15 protein-coding genes are annotated in these 17,256 nt (G+C 51.1%); 10 read left to right on the top strand and 5 right to left on the bottom strand.

Features of this window, described 5'->3' with window-relative positions; all coding sequences use genetic code 11:
• The first annotated feature begins 435 nt into the window (after positions 1 to 435).
• The 9 genes from tdcA to OGY09_RS05025 all read left to right on the top strand — a co-directional run bounded on the left by tdcA (position 436) and on the right by OGY09_RS05025 (position 12,477).
• Positions 436 to 1,374: a transcriptional regulator TdcA gene (gene tdcA / locus OGY09_RS05065; protein ID WP_003828596.1), complete on the top strand. Its 939-nt coding sequence runs from the start codon at positions 436 to 438 to the stop codon at positions 1,372 to 1,374.
• Positions 1,375 to 1,472: 98 nt separating this feature from the next.
• On the top strand, positions 1,473 to 2,462 hold the full coding sequence (gene tdcB, locus OGY09_RS05060) for a bifunctional threonine ammonia-lyase/L-serine ammonia-lyase TdcB (RefSeq protein ID WP_003828594.1): 990 nt from the start codon (positions 1,473 to 1,475) through the stop codon (positions 2,460 to 2,462).
• Positions 2,463 to 2,484: 22 nt separating this feature from the next.
• Positions 2,485 to 3,816, top strand: coding sequence for a threonine/serine transporter TdcC (gene tdcC, locus OGY09_RS05055; RefSeq protein ID WP_008785886.1), 1,332 nt, complete (start codon positions 2,485 to 2,487; stop codon positions 3,814 to 3,816).
• Between the two features lie 31 nt (positions 3,817 to 3,847).
• On the top strand, positions 3,848 to 5,056 hold the full coding sequence (tdcD, locus tag OGY09_RS05050) for a propionate kinase (RefSeq protein WP_032945082.1): 1,209 nt from the start codon (positions 3,848 to 3,850) through the stop codon (positions 5,054 to 5,056).
• A gap of 28 nt (positions 5,057 to 5,084) precedes the next feature.
• Positions 5,085 to 7,379, top strand: coding sequence for a 2-ketobutyrate formate-lyase/pyruvate formate-lyase (gene tdcE / locus OGY09_RS05045; RefSeq protein ID WP_003828587.1), 2,295 nt, complete (start codon positions 5,085 to 5,087; stop codon positions 7,377 to 7,379).
• 13 nt (positions 7,380 to 7,392) lie between these two features.
• On the top strand, positions 7,393 to 7,788 hold the full coding sequence (locus OGY09_RS05040; protein ID WP_003828585.1) for an enamine/imine deaminase: 396 nt from the start codon (positions 7,393 to 7,395) through the stop codon (positions 7,786 to 7,788).
• Positions 7,789 to 7,875: 87 nt separating this feature from the next.
• Positions 7,876 to 9,240 (top strand): L-serine ammonia-lyase, encoded by a 1,365-nt coding sequence (tdcG, locus tag OGY09_RS05035; protein ID WP_008785882.1) that lies wholly within the window; start codon positions 7,876 to 7,878, stop codon positions 9,238 to 9,240.
• Between the two features lie 570 nt (positions 9,241 to 9,810).
• Entirely contained in the window at positions 9,811 to 11,142 is a 1,332-nt protein-coding gene (locus tag OGY09_RS05030) for an SLC5/6 family protein (RefSeq protein WP_020996346.1), read from the top strand.
• A 24-nt stretch (positions 11,143 to 11,166) separates the two neighbouring features.
• Positions 11,167 to 12,477, top strand: a complete 1,311-nt coding sequence (locus OGY09_RS05025; protein WP_008785880.1) for an L-cysteine desulfidase family protein — start codon at positions 11,167 to 11,169, stop codon at positions 12,475 to 12,477.
• 54 nt (positions 12,478 to 12,531) lie between these two features.
• Here OGY09_RS05025 and OGY09_RS05020 read toward each other — a convergent pair whose 3' ends face one another.
• The gene (locus OGY09_RS05020) at positions 12,532 to 12,681 is read right to left on the bottom strand and encodes a protein YhaL (RefSeq protein ID WP_003828578.1); all 150 of its coding nucleotides are present in this window, start codon (positions 12,679 to 12,681) and stop codon (positions 12,532 to 12,534) included.
• A gap of 26 nt (positions 12,682 to 12,707) precedes the next feature.
• Positions 12,708 to 13,409 carry a pirin family protein gene (locus OGY09_RS05015; RefSeq protein WP_003024860.1) on the bottom strand — a complete coding sequence of 234 codons (702 nt, stop codon included), beginning with the start codon at positions 13,407 to 13,409 and terminating at the stop codon, positions 12,708 to 12,710.
• Positions 13,410 to 13,513: 104 nt separating this feature from the next.
• Here OGY09_RS05015 and yhaJ point away from each other — a divergent pair, with 104 nt between their 5' ends.
• Positions 13,514 to 14,410 carry a DNA-binding transcriptional regulator YhaJ gene (gene yhaJ / locus OGY09_RS05010; RefSeq protein WP_003024855.1) on the top strand — a complete coding sequence of 299 codons (897 nt, stop codon included), beginning with the start codon at positions 13,514 to 13,516 and terminating at the stop codon, positions 14,408 to 14,410.
• 108 nt (positions 14,411 to 14,518) lie between these two features.
• Here yhaJ and OGY09_RS05005 read toward each other — a convergent pair whose 3' ends face one another.
• The 3 genes from OGY09_RS05005 to OGY09_RS04995 form a co-directional block, all read right to left on the bottom strand.
• The gene (locus OGY09_RS05005) at positions 14,519 to 14,884 is read right to left on the bottom strand and encodes a DUF805 domain-containing protein (RefSeq protein WP_008785879.1); all 366 of its coding nucleotides are present in this window, start codon (positions 14,882 to 14,884) and stop codon (positions 14,519 to 14,521) included.
• An 864-nt stretch (positions 14,885 to 15,748) separates the two neighbouring features.
• Positions 15,749 to 16,735, bottom strand: a complete 987-nt coding sequence (gene yqjG / locus OGY09_RS05000) for a glutathionyl-hydroquinone reductase YqjG (protein ID WP_032945081.1) — start codon at positions 16,733 to 16,735, stop codon at positions 15,749 to 15,751.
• A 72-nt stretch (positions 16,736 to 16,807) separates the two neighbouring features.
• On the bottom strand, positions 16,808 to 17,200 hold the full coding sequence (locus tag OGY09_RS04995) for a DoxX family protein (protein ID WP_003024847.1): 393 nt from the start codon (positions 17,198 to 17,200) through the stop codon (positions 16,808 to 16,810).
• Between the last annotated feature and the right edge of the window lie 56 nt (positions 17,201 to 17,256).

The raw sequence follows: 17,256 nt of genomic DNA, 5'->3' as shown, positions 1-17,256 counted from the left end.
AGATTGAATTTTAATGAATGCAATGTTTCTTTACAAACAAATGTGGCGAAAAAATGTGATGCATAACGTTATTTAATCGCCATAATCATTAAAATATAATTAAATTTGATAAGTTGTTTATTAAATTTAAGCACCATCTTGCCTGATAATTGTTCTGTAATTGATTGAAATATAGCCTTTCATGGTTTTAAAAAATAGTGGAAAAAATGGGGGTGTTATAGCCATAAAAAATCGTTATCCCCCCATCTTTTTTTGACTAAAGTCAGGATAAAGTGAGATCGATAATTCATATCTATATGATTATTAAGTAATTTAAATTTTAACGATAGTCTTACAAAATGTAAGTCAAGGGGATTTGTGAGGGGTAGCACATATCCTTGTTCGCTTAATTTGGTACACTTCCTGCCGTCAACAAAGTAATTAACGCAGGTCGATATGAATACTATTACACTCCCTAAAACACAGCACTTAGTGGTCTTTCAGGAAGTCATTAGAAGCGGTTCTATCGGCTCAGCTGCAAAAGAATTAGGTTTAACTCAACCCGCTGTCAGTAAAATCATCAATGATGTAGAGGCTTATTTCGGTATTGAGTTAGTTGTACGTAAAAATACTGGTGTGACATTGACTCAGGCAGGTCAGGTAATGCTCTCATGGTCTGAATCTATTACCCGTGAAATGAAAAACATGGTTGATGAGATGAACAGCATGACGAGCAACGCGGTCGTTGATGTGTCGTTTGGCTTTCCTTCACTGATCGCCTTCACCATCATGTCCGGCATGATTAAAAAATTCAAAGAAGTGTTCCCGAAGGCGCAGGTTTCTATGTATGAAGCTCAGCTCTCCTCCTTCTTACCGGCAATCCGTGACGGACGTCTGGATTTCGCCATCGGTACGCTGAGTGATGAGATGAAACTGCACGATCTGCATGTTGAACCGCTCTTTGAGTCAGACTTTATCCTGGTTGCCAGCAAGTCCCGAACATGCACCGGCATCACCTCGCTGAGCGCGTTGAAAAACGAACAGTGGGTGTTGCCACAAACGAATATGGGGTACTACAGCGAACTTCTTACCACGTTACAGAATAATGGCATCAGCAGTGAAAACATCGTTAAAACAGACTCTGTCGTTACGATTTATAATCTTGTTCTCAATGCTGATTTCTTAACAGTAATTCCCTGCGATATGACCACACCGTTTGGCTCAAACCAGTTTATTACTATCCCGGTAGAAGAAACCTTACCCGTCGCGCGCTATGCCGCCGTGTGGTCGAAAAATTATCGAATTAAAAAAGCAGCATCTATTTTGGTGGAATTAGCCAAAGAATATTCATCATATAATTGTCGGAGACGAAGGCAATTAATTGAAATTGATTAAAGATTGAATTTGTTTTAACACGAAATAAACGCCATTTGTCTATATCTGACAATGGTCACGGCTATCTATTTACTTTAATACCCATGTAAGAGGTTCTAATGCACATTACATACGATCTCCCAGTTGCAATTGAAGATATCCTCGAAGCGAAAAAAAGACTTGCGGGGAAAATTTATAAAACGGGAATGCCTCGCTCTAACTATTTTAGTGAACGTTGCAAAGGGGAAATTTTCCTCAAGTTTGAAAACATGCAGCGTACCGGTTCATTTAAAATCCGTGGTGCTTTTAACAAGCTCAGTTCATTAACCGAAGCTGAAAGATGTAAGGGCGTGGTGGCTTGCTCTGCAGGTAACCATGCGCAAGGTGTTTCTCTCTCCTGCGCTATGCTCGGAATCGACGGCAAAGTGGTGATGCCGAAAGGCGCACCGAAGTCTAAAGTAGCGGCAACCTGCGATTATTCCGCAGAAGTTGTGCTGCACGGCGACAACTTCAACGACACCATCGCTAAGGTTAGCGAGATTGTGGAAACTGAAGGCCGTATCTTTATTCCACCCTATGATGACCCGAAAGTTATTGCTGGTCAGGGCACTATTGGTCTGGAAATTCTGGAAGACTTGTACGATGTCGATAACGTGATTGTGCCAATTGGCGGTGGTGGACTGATTGCTGGTATTGCGGTGGCAATTAAATCTATTAACCCGACCATTAAAATTATTGGCGTACAGTCTGAAAACGTTCACGGCATGGCGGCTTCTTTCCACGCTGGAGAAATAACCACGCACCGAACGACCGGCACCCTGGCGGATGGTTGTGACGTTTCCCGCCCGGGTACTTTAACGTATGAAATTGTTCGTGAGTTGGTGGATGACATTGTCCTGGTCAGCGAAGATGAAATTCGCAACAGCATGGTGGCATTAATTCAGCGAAATAAAGTTGTGACTGAAGGTGCCGGCGCGCTGGCATGCGCAGCATTATTAAGCGGGAAATTAGATAGCTATATCCAGAACAGAAAAACAGTCAGCATTATTTCTGGCGGTAATATCGACCTTTCTCGTGTATCTCAAATTACTGGTTTAGTTGACGCTTAATATACTTCGTTGAGGATAGGATATGAGTACTACTGATAGCATTGTATCCAGCCAGACAAAACAGTCGTCCTGGCGCAAATCGGACACCACCTGGACACTGGGTTTATTTGGTACAGCCATCGGCGCTGGGGTGCTGTTCTTCCCTATCCGCGCAGGTTTTGGCGGACTGATCCCCATTCTGATCATGCTGGTGTTAGCATACCCCATCGCTTTCTATTGCCACCGTGCGCTGGCACGCCTGTGTCTTTCCGGTTCTAACCCTTCCGGTAACATCACAGAAACGGTTGAAGAGCACTTTGGTAAAACGGGCGGCGTGGTTATCACGTTCCTCTACTTCTTTGCGATTTGTCCGCTGCTGTGGATTTATGGCGTCACCATTACCAACACCTTTATGACCTTCTGGGAAAACCAGCTGCAGATGCCAGCGTTAAACCGTGGCTTCGTGGCGCTGTTCCTGCTGCTGTTGATGGCATTCGTCATCTGGTTTGGTAAAGATCTGATGGTTAAAGTGATGAGCTACCTGGTATGGCCGTTCATTGCCAGCCTGGTGCTTATTTCTCTGTCACTGATTCCTTACTGGAACTCTGCGGTTATCGATCAGGTTGATATCAGCAATATCGCCCTGACTGGCCATGACGGCATCCTGGTTACTGTATGGCTGGGTATTTCCATCATGGTGTTCTCTTTCAACTTCTCGCCAATCGTTTCTTCCTTCGTCGTCTCTAAACGTGAAGAGTATGAGAAAGATTACGGTCGTGAATTTACCGAGCAGAAGTGTTCCAAAATCATCTCCCGCGCCAGTATGCTGATGGTTGCGGTGGTAATGTTCTTCGCCTTTAGCTGCCTGTTCACGCTGTCTCCGGCAAACATGGCGGATGCGAAAGCGCAAAACATTCCTGTGCTGTCTTACCTGGCGAACCACTTCGCTTCACTGTCCGGTACGAAGTCCACCTTCGCAACTGTTCTGGAGTACGGTGCTTCAATCATCGCCCTGGTTGCTATCTTCAAATCTTTCTTCGGCCACTATCTGGGGACGCTGGAAGGTCTGAACGGTCTGGTGCTGAAGTTTGGTTACAAAGGCGATAAAACGAAAGTTTCTGCCGGCAAACTTAATACCATCAGCATGATCTTCATCATGGGCTCCACCTGGGTTGTGGCTTACGCCAACCCGAACATCCTGGACCTGATTGAAGCAATGGGCGCGCCGATTATTGCCTCTCTGCTCTGCCTGCTGCCGATGTATGCCATCCGTAAAGCGCCATCACTGGCGAAATACCGTGGCCGTCTGGATAACGTGTTTGTTACCGTGATTGGTCTGCTGACCATCCTGAACATCGTCTACAAACTGTTTTAATCCTTAAGCTCAGGATGAGCGGAGTAGTGAAATGAATGAGTTTCCGGTAGTACTGGTTATTAACTGTGGTTCGTCTTCCATTAAATTCTCAGTGCTGGATGCAGCAAACTGTGAAGTTTTAATGGCGGGGATCGCAGACGGTATTAACTCTGAAAATGCGTTCATAGCAATTAATGGAGGAGAGCCAGCTAAGCTGGCTCACCACAGCTACGAAGACGCATTAAAAGCAATTGCCGTTGAACTAGAGAAACGTAATTTAATGGACAGCGTGGCCTTAATTGGCCACCGCATTGCCCACGGCGGAAATATCTTTACTGAATCAGCAATTATTACTGACGAAGTTATCGATAATATTCGTCGGGTATCGCCGCTAGCTCCGTTACATAATTATGCGAACCTGAGTGGGATCGAATCTGCTCAGCACCTTTTCCCAGGCGTGCAGCAGGTCGCGGTATTTGATACCAGCTTCCACCAGACGATGGCCCCAGAAGCCTATCTGTACGGTTTACCGTGGAAATATTTTGAGGAGTTGGGCGTTCGCCGTTATGGCTTCCACGGCACGTCGCACCGCTATGTTTCTCAACGGGCGCATGAGCTTCTCGAGTTGCAACATGATGACTCCGGTCTGGTTGTGGCGCACCTGGGCAACGGCGCGTCAATCTGTGCGGTACGTAATGGACAGAGCGTTGATACCTCAATGGGCATGACGCCGCTGGAAGGGCTGATGATGGGCACACGCAGTGGCGACGTCGATTTCGGCGCCATGGCGTGGATTGCCAGCGAAACCAACCAGACGCTGAGCGACCTTGAGCGCGTAGTGAATAAAGAGTCCGGTTTACTGGGTATTTCCGGTTTGTCCTCTGACTTACGTACGTTAGAAAAAGCCTGGCACGAAGGACATGAGCGTGCGCAGCTGGCGATTAAAACGTTTGTGCATCGTATTGCACGCCATATCGCCGGACATGCCGCATCGCTGCATCGTCTTGATGGGATTATTTTCACCGGCGGAATTGGTGAGAACTCGGTATTAATTCGTCGTCTGGTTATTGAACATCTCGCCGTTTTAGGGGTGAATATCGACAGCGAAATGAATAGCCTGCCAAATTCCCATGGCGAAAGAATTATCTCTAATAAAGATGCTCGTGTTATTTGTGCGGTTATTCCCACAAATGAAGAGAAAATGATTGCGCGTGATGCCATTGCCTTAGGCAAAATTAATACGCCAGTAGAATTTGCATAATTAAATTTCAGCAGAGAGATTATTTTTCATGAAGGTAAATATCGATACCAGCGATATGCTGTATGCCGAAGCCTGGAATGGCTTTAAAGGTACGGACTGGAAAGAAGAAATTAATGTCCGTGATTTTATTCAGCACAACTATACGCCTTATGAAGGGGATGAATCTTTCCTCGCCGAAGCAACGCCTGCGACCACTGCATTGTGGGAAAAAGTCATGGCGGGCATCCGTATTGAAAACTCGACGCACGCGCCGGTTGATTTCGATACCAATATTGCGACCACGATAACCGCGCATGATGCGGGTTATATTGAACAAGAACTGGAAAAAATCGTCGGTCTGCAAACGGATAAGCCGCTCAAGCGTGCTCTGCATCCGTTTGGCGGCATCAATATGATCAAAAGCTCTTTTGATGCTTATGGTCGTGAGATGGATGCTGATTTTGAATACCAGTTTACTGAACTGCGTAAAACCCATAACCAGGGCGTATTCGACGCCTACTCTCCGGATATGCTGCGCTGCCGTAAATCCGGCGTGCTGACCGGTCTGCCGGATGGTTACGGTCGTGGTCGTATCATCGGTGATTACCGCCGCGTCGCGCTGTACGGTATCCGCTATCTGGTGCGTGAGCGTGAACTGCAGTTTGCCGATCTCCAGTCGAACCTGGAGTGGGGCCAGAATCTTGAAGCCACGATTCGTCTGCGCGAAGAGCTGTCTGAACACCGTCGCGCCCTGCTGCAAATGCAGGAAATGGCGGCGAAATACGGCTGCGATATTTCCCGTCCGGCGCGTAATGCGCAGGAAGCGGTGCAGTGGGTGTACTTTGCTTACCTGGCTGCGGTGAAATCTCAGAACGGTGGCGCTATGTCGCTGGGCCGTACCGCATCGTTCCTCGATATCTATATTGAGCGCGATTTCAAAGCGGGCGTGTTAAATGAGCAGCAGGCGCAGGAACTGATCGACCACTTCATTATGAAGATCCGTATGGTGCGCTTCCTGCGTACGCCGGAATTCGACACCCTGTTCTCAGGCGACCCAATCTGGGCGACCGAAGTTATCGGCGGTATGGGACTGGATGGCCGCACGCTGGTGACGAAAAACTCGTTCCGCTACCTGCATACGCTACACACCATGGGCCCGGCACCTGAGCCGAACCTGACGGTGCTGTGGTCTGAGCAGCTACCGATAGCCTTCAAAAAGTACGCCGCCCAGGTGTCTATCATCACTTCGTCTTTGCAGTATGAAAACGACGATTTGATGCGTGCCGACTTTGACAGCGATGACTATGCCATTGCCTGCTGTGTCAGCCCGATGGTTATCGGCAAGCAAATGCAGTTCTTCGGGGCGCGTGCCAACCTCGCCAAAACGTTGCTGTATGCAATCAACGGCGGCGTGGATGAGAAGCTGAAAATCCAGGTCGGGCCGAAAACGGCACCGCTGATGGATGACGTGTTGGACTACGACACGGTGATGGAGAGCCTGGACCACTTTATGGACTGGCTGGCCGTGCAGTACATCAGCGCGTTGAACATCATCCACTACATGCACGACAAGTACAGCTATGAAGCTTCGCTGATGGCGCTGCACGATCGTGATGTCTATCGCACGATGGCCTGTGGTATGGCGGGTCTGTCCGTGGCGGCGGATTCTCTGTCGGCTATCAAATACGCTCGCGTGAAACCGATTCGTGATGAAAATGGTCTGGCAGTTGATTTCGAAATCGAAGGCGACTATCCGCAATACGGTAACAACGATGAGCGCGTAGACAGCATTGCCTGCGACCTGGTCGAACGCTTTATGAAGAAAATTAAGGTGTTGCCAACCTACCGTAACGCGGTGCCGACGCAGTCCATTCTGACCATTACCTCCAACGTGGTGTATGGACAGAAAACCGGTAACACGCCGGACGGACGTCGCGCAGGTACGCCGTTTGCGCCAGGGGCGAACCCGATGCACGGCCGCGATCGTAAAGGTGCGGTGGCGTCGTTAACCTCGGTTGCCAAACTGCCGTTCACCTATGCCAAAGACGGTATCTCGTACACCTTCTCCATTGTGCCGGCAGCGCTGGGCAAAGAGGATGGAGTGCGTAAAACCAACCTGGTCGGTCTGCTGGACGGTTACTTCCACCATGAAGCACATGTGGAAGGTGGTCAGCATCTAAACGTTAACGTTATGAACCGTGAAATGTTGATGGATGCCATTGAGCACCCGGAAAACTATCCGAACCTGACGATCCGCGTGTCTGGTTATGCGGTGCGCTTCAACGCGCTGACCCGCGAACAGCAGCAGGATGTTATTTCACGTACTTTCACCCAGGCGCTCTGACGCCGGAGGGACTATGAGAAAAGTAATTGCAACCGAATGTGCGCCAGGGGCGATTGGGCCTTACGTACAGGGTGTGGATCTGGGCAGCATGGTGTTGACGTCAGGTCAAATCCCGGTGTGTCCACAGACCGGTGAAGTGGCTGAAAACGTGGCCGATCAGGCGCGTCAAAGCCTGGAAAACGTGAAAGCGATCGTCGAGTCCGCAGGTTTGAAAGTGAGCGATATCGTGAAGACGACCGTTTTCGTTTCTGACCTGAACGACTTCGCCACCATTAATCAGGTGTACCAGCAGTTCTTTGATGAGCATAAGGCAATCTACCCCACGCGCAGTTGCGTGCAGGTCGCCCGCTTACCAAAGGATGTGAAACTGGAGATTGAAGCCATCGCCGTACGTGGCGACACGCTGTAATCCCTTGCGGGGCGATCTCAGGATCGCCCCGATCCTTAATGAGTGTGAAACCTGGTCTTCACTGAACGGCAATCCGAGGGTGTGGATATGATTAGCGCATTCGATATTTTTAAGATTGGCATTGGACCTTCCAGCTCCCATACCGTGGGGCCAATGAACGCAGGTAAAAGCTTTATCGATCTGTTGGTCAGCAGCGGGGAACTCCCCAAGGCTACGCATATTGTGGTCGATCTTTATGGATCACTTTCCCTGACTGGAAAAGGTCATGCGACAGATGTCGCCATCATGATGGGGCTGGCCGGTAACAGTCCGCAAAACGTTAATATAGATTCTATCGCTGGTTTTACTCAGGAAGTGGCCCGTACCGGACGTTTACCGGTTGCAGAGGGCACGCATATTGTCGATTTCTCCCCAGACAAAAATATCCTCTTTCACGCCGAAACGCTGCCGCGCCATGAAAATGGCATGCGTATCACCGCATGGAACGGCACCGAGACGCTATTAAGCAAAACCTATTACTCCGTCGGCGGTGGTTTTATCGTTGAAGAGGAGCAATTTGGTCAGGCGCATGATGTTGAAGCACACGTGCCCTACAATTTTCATTCCGCCAGCGAACTGCTGAAACTGTGTGAGCGCAACGGGCTGTCTGTTTCCGGCCTGATGATGCAGAACGAGCTGGCGATGCGCAGTAAAGAAGAAATCGATGCTGGTTTTGCCGCCATCTGGGATGTCATGCACGCCGGGATTGAGCGCGGCATGAACACCGAAGGCGTCCTGCCGGGTCCATTGAACGTCCCGCGCCGCGCCGTGGCATTACGTCGGTTACTGGTTTCCAGCGATAATCTGTCCAGCGACCCGATGAACGTTATCGACTGGATCAACATGTTCGCGCTGGCCGTGAGCGAAGAAAACGCCGCCGGGTGCCGGGTTGTTACGGCACCGACCAACGGCGCATGTGGAATTATCCCTGCCGTATTGGCCTATTACGACAAGTTCCGCCGTCCGGTGAATGCAAACTCCATTGCCCGCTACTTGCTGGCCGCGGGGGCGATAGGGGCGCTGTATAAGATGAACGCCTCTATTTCTGGTGCCGAAGTCGGCTGTCAGGGTGAAATTGGCGTAGCCTGTTCAATGGCGGCAGCCGGGCTGACCGAGTTGCTCGGCGGTAGTCCGTCGCAGGTTTGTATTGCGGCGGAAATTGCCATGGAGCATAACCTGGGGCTGACCTGCGATCCGGTTGCTGGACAGGTGCAAATACCGTGTATTGAACGTAATGCGATCAACGCGGTAAAAGCCGTCAACGCCGCACGTATGGCGCTACGTCGCACATCTGAGCCACGCGTTTCGCTCGATAAAGTGATCGAGACCATGTATGAAACGGGCAAAGATATGAACGACAAATACCGTGAAACCTCACGCGGTGGTCTGGCGATTAAAGTGGTCTGTACCTGAGATGAAAGGGTGCGTTTGTAGGCCGGATAAGGCGTAAGCACCGCCGCCTCCCTTGCATCCCAGGCTCCCGGCGGGAAAATCGTCGCTGCGCGAGCTATTCGTCTTATTCCGTCTGCCTGTCGGGTCGGGGGCGAGCCTGCATCCATGCAGGCCGTCCCCTCTGCCCGCATCCCTGCGGGCAGTCCCGGTCAGCCGTCAACGCCTCATCGATTTTCAGCCGGACCGGGGTCATCGCTTCAACCCTCTGACTTCCAGTTAAATCTGTTTTGCTGTTTTAACAAAAAACGCAGAAGGTGAGGTGTTAACTGATCAGCATTAGCACTTTGGCGCAGATTTTTTGTTGTGATCTGCTTCAAAAATAGAATTTAAATCCTATATATGCATATAAAAGAGAAAATATTTCTTAACTTTTAGAAATTACAGGGGTTTGTTTGTGAAGTTTTTCTCTGATCCTGCGCGTATGATTTCTTCATTACTCCAATAGCTCACCTGCACCTAAGTACTGCGTATCGCATTGATGCAGTACGAAAAAAATATAAAAACCTCTACCTACACATTGAGCGGGAAATTATGGAAACGGCAACGAATAGTAGCGTAATACTCGACGCATCTGCTCCGGCACGTCGGGCGGGAATGACCGAAAGCGAATGGCGTGAAGCCATTAAGTTCGACAGCACGGACACCGGCTGGGTCATTATGAGTATCGGTATGGCAATTGGCGCGGGGATTGTTTTTCTTCCTGTCCAGGTAGGATTGATGGGGCTGTGGGTGTTCTTGCTCTCCTCTATCATCGGCTACCCAGCCATGTACCTGTTCCAGCGCCTGTTTATCAACACGCTGGCTGAGTCCCCAGAGTGTAAAGACTACCCGAGCGTGATCAGCGGCTATCTGGGTAAGAACTGGGGCATCCTGTTAGGTGCGTTGTATTTTGTGATGCTGGTTATCTGGATGTTCGTTTATTCCACCGCCATCACCAATGACAGCGCCTCCTATCTGCACACGTTTGGTGTGACGGAAGGTTTACTGTCCGACAGCCCGTTCTATGGCCTGGTACTGATTTGCATCCTGGTGGCTATCTCGTCACGCGGGGAACAAATGCTGTTTAAAATCTCCACCGGCATGGTAATGACCAAGCTGCTGGTTGTGGCAGCGCTTGGCGTGTCGATGGTAGGGATGTGGCATCTGCATAACGCAGGTTCACTGCCGCCGATGGCGCTGCTGATCAAAAATGCGATCATCACTCTGCCGTTTACGCTGACCTCGATTCTGTTTATTCAGACCTTAAGCCCGATGGTTATCTCATACCGTTCACGCAACAAATCCATCGAAGTGGCGCGCCATAAAGCCCTGCGTGCCATGAACATCGCGTTCGGTATTCTGTTTGTTACCGTCTTTTTCTACGCTGTTTCCTTCACGTTGGCGATGGGCCACGACGAAGCGGTTAAAGCTTATGAGCAGAACATTTCCGCTCTGGCTATTGCCGCGCAATTTATCAATGGTGCGGGTGCTGGCTGGGTGAAAATCGTCAGCGTTATTCTGAACATTTTCGCCGTTATGACCGCTTTCTTCGGTGTCTACTTAGGTTTCCGTGAAGCGACTCAAGGGATCGTGATGAACATTCTGCGCCGCTATATGCCGGCTGAGAAAATCAACGAAACCTTTGTTCAGCGCGGCATTATGATTTTTGCCATCCTGCTGGCCTGGAGCGCAATTGTGCTCAACGCGCCGGTGCTGAGCTTCACCTCTATTTGTAGCCCTATCTTCGGCATGGTGGGTTGTCTGATCCCGGCCTGGCTGGTCTACAAAGTTCCTGCACTGCACAAATACAAAGGCGCTTCCCTGTATCTGATTATTTTCACGGGCCTGCTGTTGTGCGTTTCTCCGTTCCTGGCATTTTCCTGAGATATTTGAGCAAAGGTTGTTGTTATGTTTGAGACTACATTGAATCCATTATGGGATAGTTTTATCCGCGCGGTGCAGGAAGAAGTTAAGCCTGCGTTGGGCTGTACAGAACCTATCTCTCTGGCTCTGGCGGCGGCGGTTGCATCCTCTGAGCTGGACGGCGCGGTTGAACGCATTGACGCGTGGGTCTCACCGAACCTGATGAAAAACGGCATGGGTGTTACCGTGCCGGGTACCGGAATGGTCGGGTTACCTGTCGCGGCGGCGCTGGGTGCGCTGGGGGGAAATGCCCGTGCCGGTTTAGAGGTACTGAAAGATGCGTCGCCACAAGCGATCGCCGATGCGAAAGCGATGCTGAGCGCTGGCAAGGTTGCGGTGATGCTGCAGGAGCCTTGCGAGGACATCCTCTTTTCCCGCGCGAAGGTTTACAGCGCTGAAGGATGGGCGTGCGTGACGATTGTGGGCGGTCATACCAACATTGTGCACATCGAGACCAATAAGGGCGTAGTGTTCACCACAGAACAGAATGCTCAGGAAGAGGAACAGGAGTCGCCGCTGGCGGTACTGTCTCACACCTCGCTGGAAGAGATTCTGGCGTTCGTGAATGCGGTACCGTTTGAGTCGATCCGCTTTATCCTCGATGCGGCAAAACTGAACGGTGCGCTGTCTCAGGAAGGGCTGCGCGGTAACTGGGGCTTGCACATCGGAACCACGCTTGAGAAGCAGTGTGCGCGTGGGCTGCTGGCGAACGATCTCTCCACCTCTATTCTGATCCGCACCAGTGCGGCGTCGGATGCGCGAATGGGCGGGGCGACGCTGCCGGCCATGAGCAACTCAGGCTCTGGTAATCAGGGCATTACCGCGACTGTTCCGGTGATGGTGGTGGCCGAGCACTTTGGCGCGGATGAGGAGAAACTGGCACGTGCGCTAATGTTGTCTCATCTGAGTGCTATCTACATCCATCATCAGCTTCCGCGTTTGTCTGCACTGTGTGCGGCAACTACGGCGGCGATGGGGGCAGCAGCGGGGATGGCATGGATCGTAGATGGTCGCTACAACACCATCGCGATGGCGATCAGCAGCATGATTGGCGACGTGAGCGGAATGATTTGCGATGGCGCTTCAAACAGCTGCGCTATGAAAGTCTCAACCAGTGCTTCCGCGGCGTGGAAAGCGGTACTGATGGCGCTGGATGATACTGCTGTAACCGGCAACGAAGGGATTGTGGCGCATAACGTGGAACAATCTATCGCTAACCTGTGTGCGCTGGCGTGTCGTTCAATGCAGGAAACCGACAAGCAGATTATTGAGATCATGGCCAGTAAGGCACATTAATCTATAGGCCGGGTAAGGTGTTGACGCCACCCGGCATAAGTCTAAGCCGCCTGTTCAGGCGGCTTCTTCGTCTTCCAGCCGTAGTTCGGCATCGGCCACAATCGCTTCCAGCTCTGTCAGCATTTCTTCATAGCCGAAGGTAACTGTTTCCTGTTTTTTCGGCTCAACCTGAGGCTGGCGTTTTTTTGATGATTTCTTGCTCAATAGTCGTACTCCATTGTTTTCCCTGACTATACGGGCAAATCTATCAGCAAAGCGCGCAGCGGGGTATCGGCGACTAACGTTATGTTAGTTTCGTCACGAATAAATGCCCCATCGCCACAGGTGAGCGCTTCTTTTTCGGCGCCAGACGTCACCGCATGGAATCTGCCGTGAATCGACTGTAAATAAGCACGTGGCCCATGTAACTGAAAACTCAACGATTCACCTTGCTGCAGCTCAACGTGGTGTACCCATACCTGTTGGCGCAGATGCAGGCTGCCTTGTTCACCGTCCGGCGAGGCCAGCAGCTGATGCTTACCGGTTCCCAGCGTGGCTTTCTGTACACAGGCGTTTTCACGCTGTGGGCAGGCGTCCAGCCAGAGCTGCATCCGGGTTAACGGTTTGTCTTTGCTGATATTGTGTTCGCTATAGCTAATCCCGGGCTGTGTCGCGAGCAGTAAAACTTCACCTGCTTTGGCCTTGATATGGTTGCCTTCGCTGTCTCGGTACTCCGCTTCCCCTTCGAGGATCAGATTGACGATATCCACCTTCGGATAGGTCCGTGGCTGGAAAGAGGCCCCCGGTGCCAGAACTTCCTGGTTCAGAACACGCAGCGAGGCATAACCCAGCAGTTTAGGATCAAAATAGTGTCCAAAGGAGAAGGTATAACGGGCCTGCAGCCAGCCGTAGTCTGCTTGCCCGCATTGTTTGGCTGTACGGGTAGTAATCATAGTTCTTGACCTCTCTTTACTTCCTTTTATGTTAAATGGCTAGACGCTGCATTGTTAGCCAGATATTCTGCCCGGTATGTTCAAATTTCCTGAATGAGAACGAGATGGCCAAAGAAAGGGCTTTAACGCTTGAAGCGTTACGCGTCATGGACGCAATAGACAGACGCGGTAGTTTTGCTGCTGCGGCAGACGAACTGGGACGCGTTCCTTCCGCACTTAGCTATACCATGCAGAAGCTGGAGGAAGAGCTGGACGTGGTGCTGTTTGACCGCTCAGGCCACCGCACAAAATTCACTAACGTTGGGCGTATGTTGCTGGAGCGCGGGCGCGTACTGCTGGAAGCTGCGGATAAACTGACTACCGATGCCGAAGCATTGGCTCGCGGTTGGGAAACGCATCTGACTATCGTTACCGAAGCGCTGGTGCCGACGGCGGCGTTTTTCCCGCTGATCGACAGGCTTGCCGGGAAGGCCAATACCCAGCTTTCCGTTATTACCGAAGTTCTGGCCGGGGCGTGGGAGCGTCTTGAGCAGGGGCGGGCGGATATCGTGATTGCGCCGGATATGCATTTTCGCTCATCCTCAGAAATCAACTCGCGCAAGCTGTACTCGCTGATGAACGTCTATGTAGCGGCCCCGGATCATCCCATCCATCAGGAGCCGGAACCGTTATCGGAAGTCACCCGCGTTAAATACCGTGGGATCGCGGTGGCGGATACCGCCCGTGAACGTCCGGTGCTGACGGTTCAACTGCTGGATAAGCAGCCGCGTCTGACGGTGAGTACGATAGAAGATAAACGTCAGGCGCTGTTGGCAGGACTTGGCGTGGCGACGATGCCGTACCCACTGGTGGAAGAGGATATTGCGGCTGGTCGGCTGCGGGTCGTTAGTCCGGAATCGACAAGCGAGATAGATATTATTATGGCCTGGCGTCGTGACAGCATGGGCGAGGCGAAATCCTGGTGTCTGCGGGAAATCCCCAAGCTGTTTGCGGGTAAATAGCCTGACTGTTACGCCGGATGCGGTGCGAAGCACCTTATCCGGCCTGGAAGACGGAGTATGTTGTAGGCCTGATAAGCGCAGCGCCATCAGGCATCTACATATGCTACGTCAGGATAACTGTTTGGGATCGGGCCCGAAGCGGTTACTCCCCTGAGTCCCGTTTTGACAGTTGAAAATGATGATCACCAGCCAGCCTACGATCGGGATCAGCAGCACCAGTAGCCACCAGGCTGAACGATCGGTGTCATGTAAACGCCGGAACTGTACCGCCCACCACGGAATAAAGACCAGAACCCCGTAAATCGTCGTTAATATGCCTTCTCCACCGGCGCGCTCCCAGCCAAACATTCTGTCCAGAATACCCAGCACGAATGTGAAGATGATGTTGACCAGCACAAACATCCAGTATTCTTTACGACGCGCGCGGCCACCAAAACCAAAGTAATTCTTTAATACGTTTAAATACCAATCCATTTTTGCCTCGTTCTGCATTCAATTACTTGTTTTTAAAGTAATCAAATTAAGAATAGCCGTGAATGAAATGATGGTAAATATTTGCAGTGTTAATTATTTGGTCCTCTGATGGGTAATACTTATCAGTGAACGCCTCAGTTTCAGAAAGTATCAACCTGTGTTGGCGGGAGTAATGAATATGCGCTCTCAGAGAAAGGGTTCCGTTCACCTTATGTTCATCGCTTCTCTTAAGCATTGGTTCATGTGAACGTGTAAAGGGCGTTCTCCGCCACGCCCTTTACAATCCCGGCTCCCGGCGGGAAAATTGCCACTTCGTGGTTCCCTCCGCTTTTTCCTTCAGGCTTTCGGGCCGGGCGCGATGTAACGTCCCTGTAAAGCGCGCCCTGAACCCGCATCCCTGCGGGTTCTCCCGGCCTTACGGAAACACGTCGGCAATTTTCAGCCGGACCAGCCACGCCTGACCACCGGTATTTTTATTTGAATATGTCTGAACAGCATAAGAGATTTAACTGAAAGTCAGAGAGTTGAAGCGATGACCCATGTCCGGCTGAAAATCGATGAGTCGTTGACGGCTGACCGGGTCTGCCCGCAGGGATGCGGGCAGAGGGGACGGCCTGCAAGGATGCAGGCTCGGCCCCGACCCGACAGGCAGACGGCATAAGACGAATGAATCGCGTAGCGACGATTTTCCCGCCGGGAGCCTGGGTTGCAAGGGAGGCGGCGGTGAGCCTCCCTTGCACGTTCACGGGTAACGGCGTTTCAGAGAAATGACACAGCTGAGGTGAACGGAACCCTGAGCAAAAATCACATGTTCGCCATACATGCTTAACTAATCGGCCTAACCCCAAAGTGGACCCGTGTAAATCATGCGAAACGCTCGTCACGCCCATGAGGTTCGTTGAGGTCCTGCCACGGCCCAACAGAAATAATGCCGGTCGGGTTAATGGTTTTGTGGCTACGGAAGTAGTGATTGCGGATATGATCGAAATTGACGGTTTCCGCAATACCCGGCATCTGGTAGATATCACGCAGGAAACCGTACAGGTTCAGATAGTCGCTAATCCGGTGTTTGTCGCACTTGAAGTGGGTGACATACACGGGATCAAAGCGTACCAGCGTGGTCCACAGGCGAATGTCGGCCTCGGTTAACTGGTCGCCGGTCAGGTAGCGATGTTGCCCAAGGATCTGCTCCAGCCGTGCCAGAGATTGAAAGACGTTATCCACGGCGTCGTCGTAGGCTTCCTGACTGGTGGCAAATCCGGCTTTATACACACCGTTATTAACGTTGTCATAAATCCAGCCGTTCAGCTCGTCGATTTTGCTTTGCAGGGCAGGGGGATAGTAATCTCCGGCTTTCGCGCCCAGCGCATCAAACGCGGTGTTAAACATGCGGATGATTTCTGAAGATTCGTTGCTGACAATGGTGTGGTTCTTTTTATCCCACAGCACCGGAACGGTGACCCGACCGCTGTAGTGCGGATCGGCGTGTAAATAGAGCTGATAAAGAAATTCGTGTTGATACAGGGTATCGCCGGTTGCCGCCGGGAAGTTATCGTCAAAGGTCCAGCCGTTTTCCAGCATCAGCGGATGCACAACAGAAACGGAAATAAACGGTTCCAGCCCTTTGAGTTTGCGCAAAATCAGCGTGCGATGCGCCCACGGACAGGCCAGAGAAACGTACAGATGATAGCGGTCTTTTTCGGCAGCAAAGCCACCTTCACCGGTAGGGCCAGGCGCGCCATCCGCGGTGAGCCAGTTACGGAAAGCCGATGCAGAACGTTGAAATTTTCCACCGGTTGATTTGGTGTCGTACCAGGTGTCATGCCAGACGCCGTCAATCAGTTGTCCCATGATTTTCGCCTCCTCAGATAGCAAAAGCGAGGAGATATCTCCTCGCTTTTTGATGTGTTCAGTATAGTTTGCTTACCACTTTTTATTCAGCACGCGGTCAATACTAAATGCGCCTGGACCGGTGATAGCCAGCAGCAGGAAACCGCCTGCGATGGTCAGGTTTTTCATGAACATCAGAGAGTTCACACCTTCCGCAAAGTTGCTGTGGAAGAGGAACGCCGTCAGCAATGTGAAGCCTGCGGTGAACAGTGCGGTTGTACGGGTCAGGAAACCGAACAGAATTGCCAGACCGCCGCCAAATTCAAGCAGAATCACCAGCGGCAGCATAAATCCTGGGACGCCCATGGCTTCCATGTACTGTTGGGTACCCGCATATCCGGTGATTTTTCCCCAACCTGCGGTAATAAACAGGATTGGCATCAGAATGCGCGCTACCAGTACACCAACATCTTCTAATTTCTTCATCATACTCTCCAGGAAACCACTCAGGCGGCTTATTGTGTTTTTTTGTGCATTGACGC

The organism is Citrobacter sp. Cpo071 (genome assembly GCF_030332765.1).
GTDB lineage: Bacteria > Pseudomonadota > Gammaproteobacteria > Enterobacterales > Enterobacteriaceae > Citrobacter > Citrobacter portucalensis.
The sequence above is the reverse complement of the archived record's forward strand: the minus strand, read 5'-3'. Positions and strand labels throughout refer to the sequence as shown.

Excerpts from the sequence above, each read along its gene's own strand:
- tdcC (WP_008785886.1), top strand. The coding sequence starts at position 2,485 with ATGAGTACTACTGATAGCATTGTATCCAGCCAGACAAAACAGTCGTCC.
- OGY09_RS04995 (WP_003024847.1), bottom strand. The coding sequence starts at position 17,200 with ATGAAGAAATTAGAAGATGTTGGTGTACTGGTAGCGCGCATTCTGATG.
- tdcB (WP_003828594.1), top strand. The coding sequence starts at position 1,473 with ATGCACATTACATACGATCTCCCAGTTGCAATTGAAGATATCCTCGAA.
- OGY09_RS05025 (WP_008785880.1), top strand. The coding sequence starts at position 11,167 with ATGTTTGAGACTACATTGAATCCATTATGGGATAGTTTTATCCGCGCG.
- tdcA (WP_003828596.1), top strand. The coding sequence starts at position 436 with ATGAATACTATTACACTCCCTAAAACACAGCACTTAGTGGTCTTTCAG.
- tdcG (WP_008785882.1), top strand. The coding sequence starts at position 7,876 with ATGATTAGCGCATTCGATATTTTTAAGATTGGCATTGGACCTTCCAGC.
- yqjG (WP_032945081.1), bottom strand. The coding sequence starts at position 16,735 with ATGGGACAACTGATTGACGGCGTCTGGCATGACACCTGGTACGACACC.
- yhaJ (WP_003024855.1), top strand. The coding sequence starts at position 13,514 with ATGGCCAAAGAAAGGGCTTTAACGCTTGAAGCGTTACGCGTCATGGAC.
- OGY09_RS05030 (WP_020996346.1), top strand. The coding sequence starts at position 9,811 with ATGGAAACGGCAACGAATAGTAGCGTAATACTCGACGCATCTGCTCCG.
- OGY09_RS05005 (WP_008785879.1), bottom strand. The coding sequence starts at position 14,884 with ATGGATTGGTATTTAAACGTATTAAAGAATTACTTTGGTTTTGGTGGC.
- OGY09_RS05040 (WP_003828585.1), top strand. The coding sequence starts at position 7,393 with ATGAGAAAAGTAATTGCAACCGAATGTGCGCCAGGGGCGATTGGGCCT.
- tdcD (WP_032945082.1), top strand. The coding sequence starts at position 3,848 with ATGAATGAGTTTCCGGTAGTACTGGTTATTAACTGTGGTTCGTCTTCC.
- tdcE (WP_003828587.1), top strand. The coding sequence starts at position 5,085 with ATGAAGGTAAATATCGATACCAGCGATATGCTGTATGCCGAAGCCTGG.
- OGY09_RS05015 (WP_003024860.1), bottom strand. The coding sequence starts at position 13,409 with ATGATTACTACCCGTACAGCCAAACAATGCGGGCAAGCAGACTACGGC.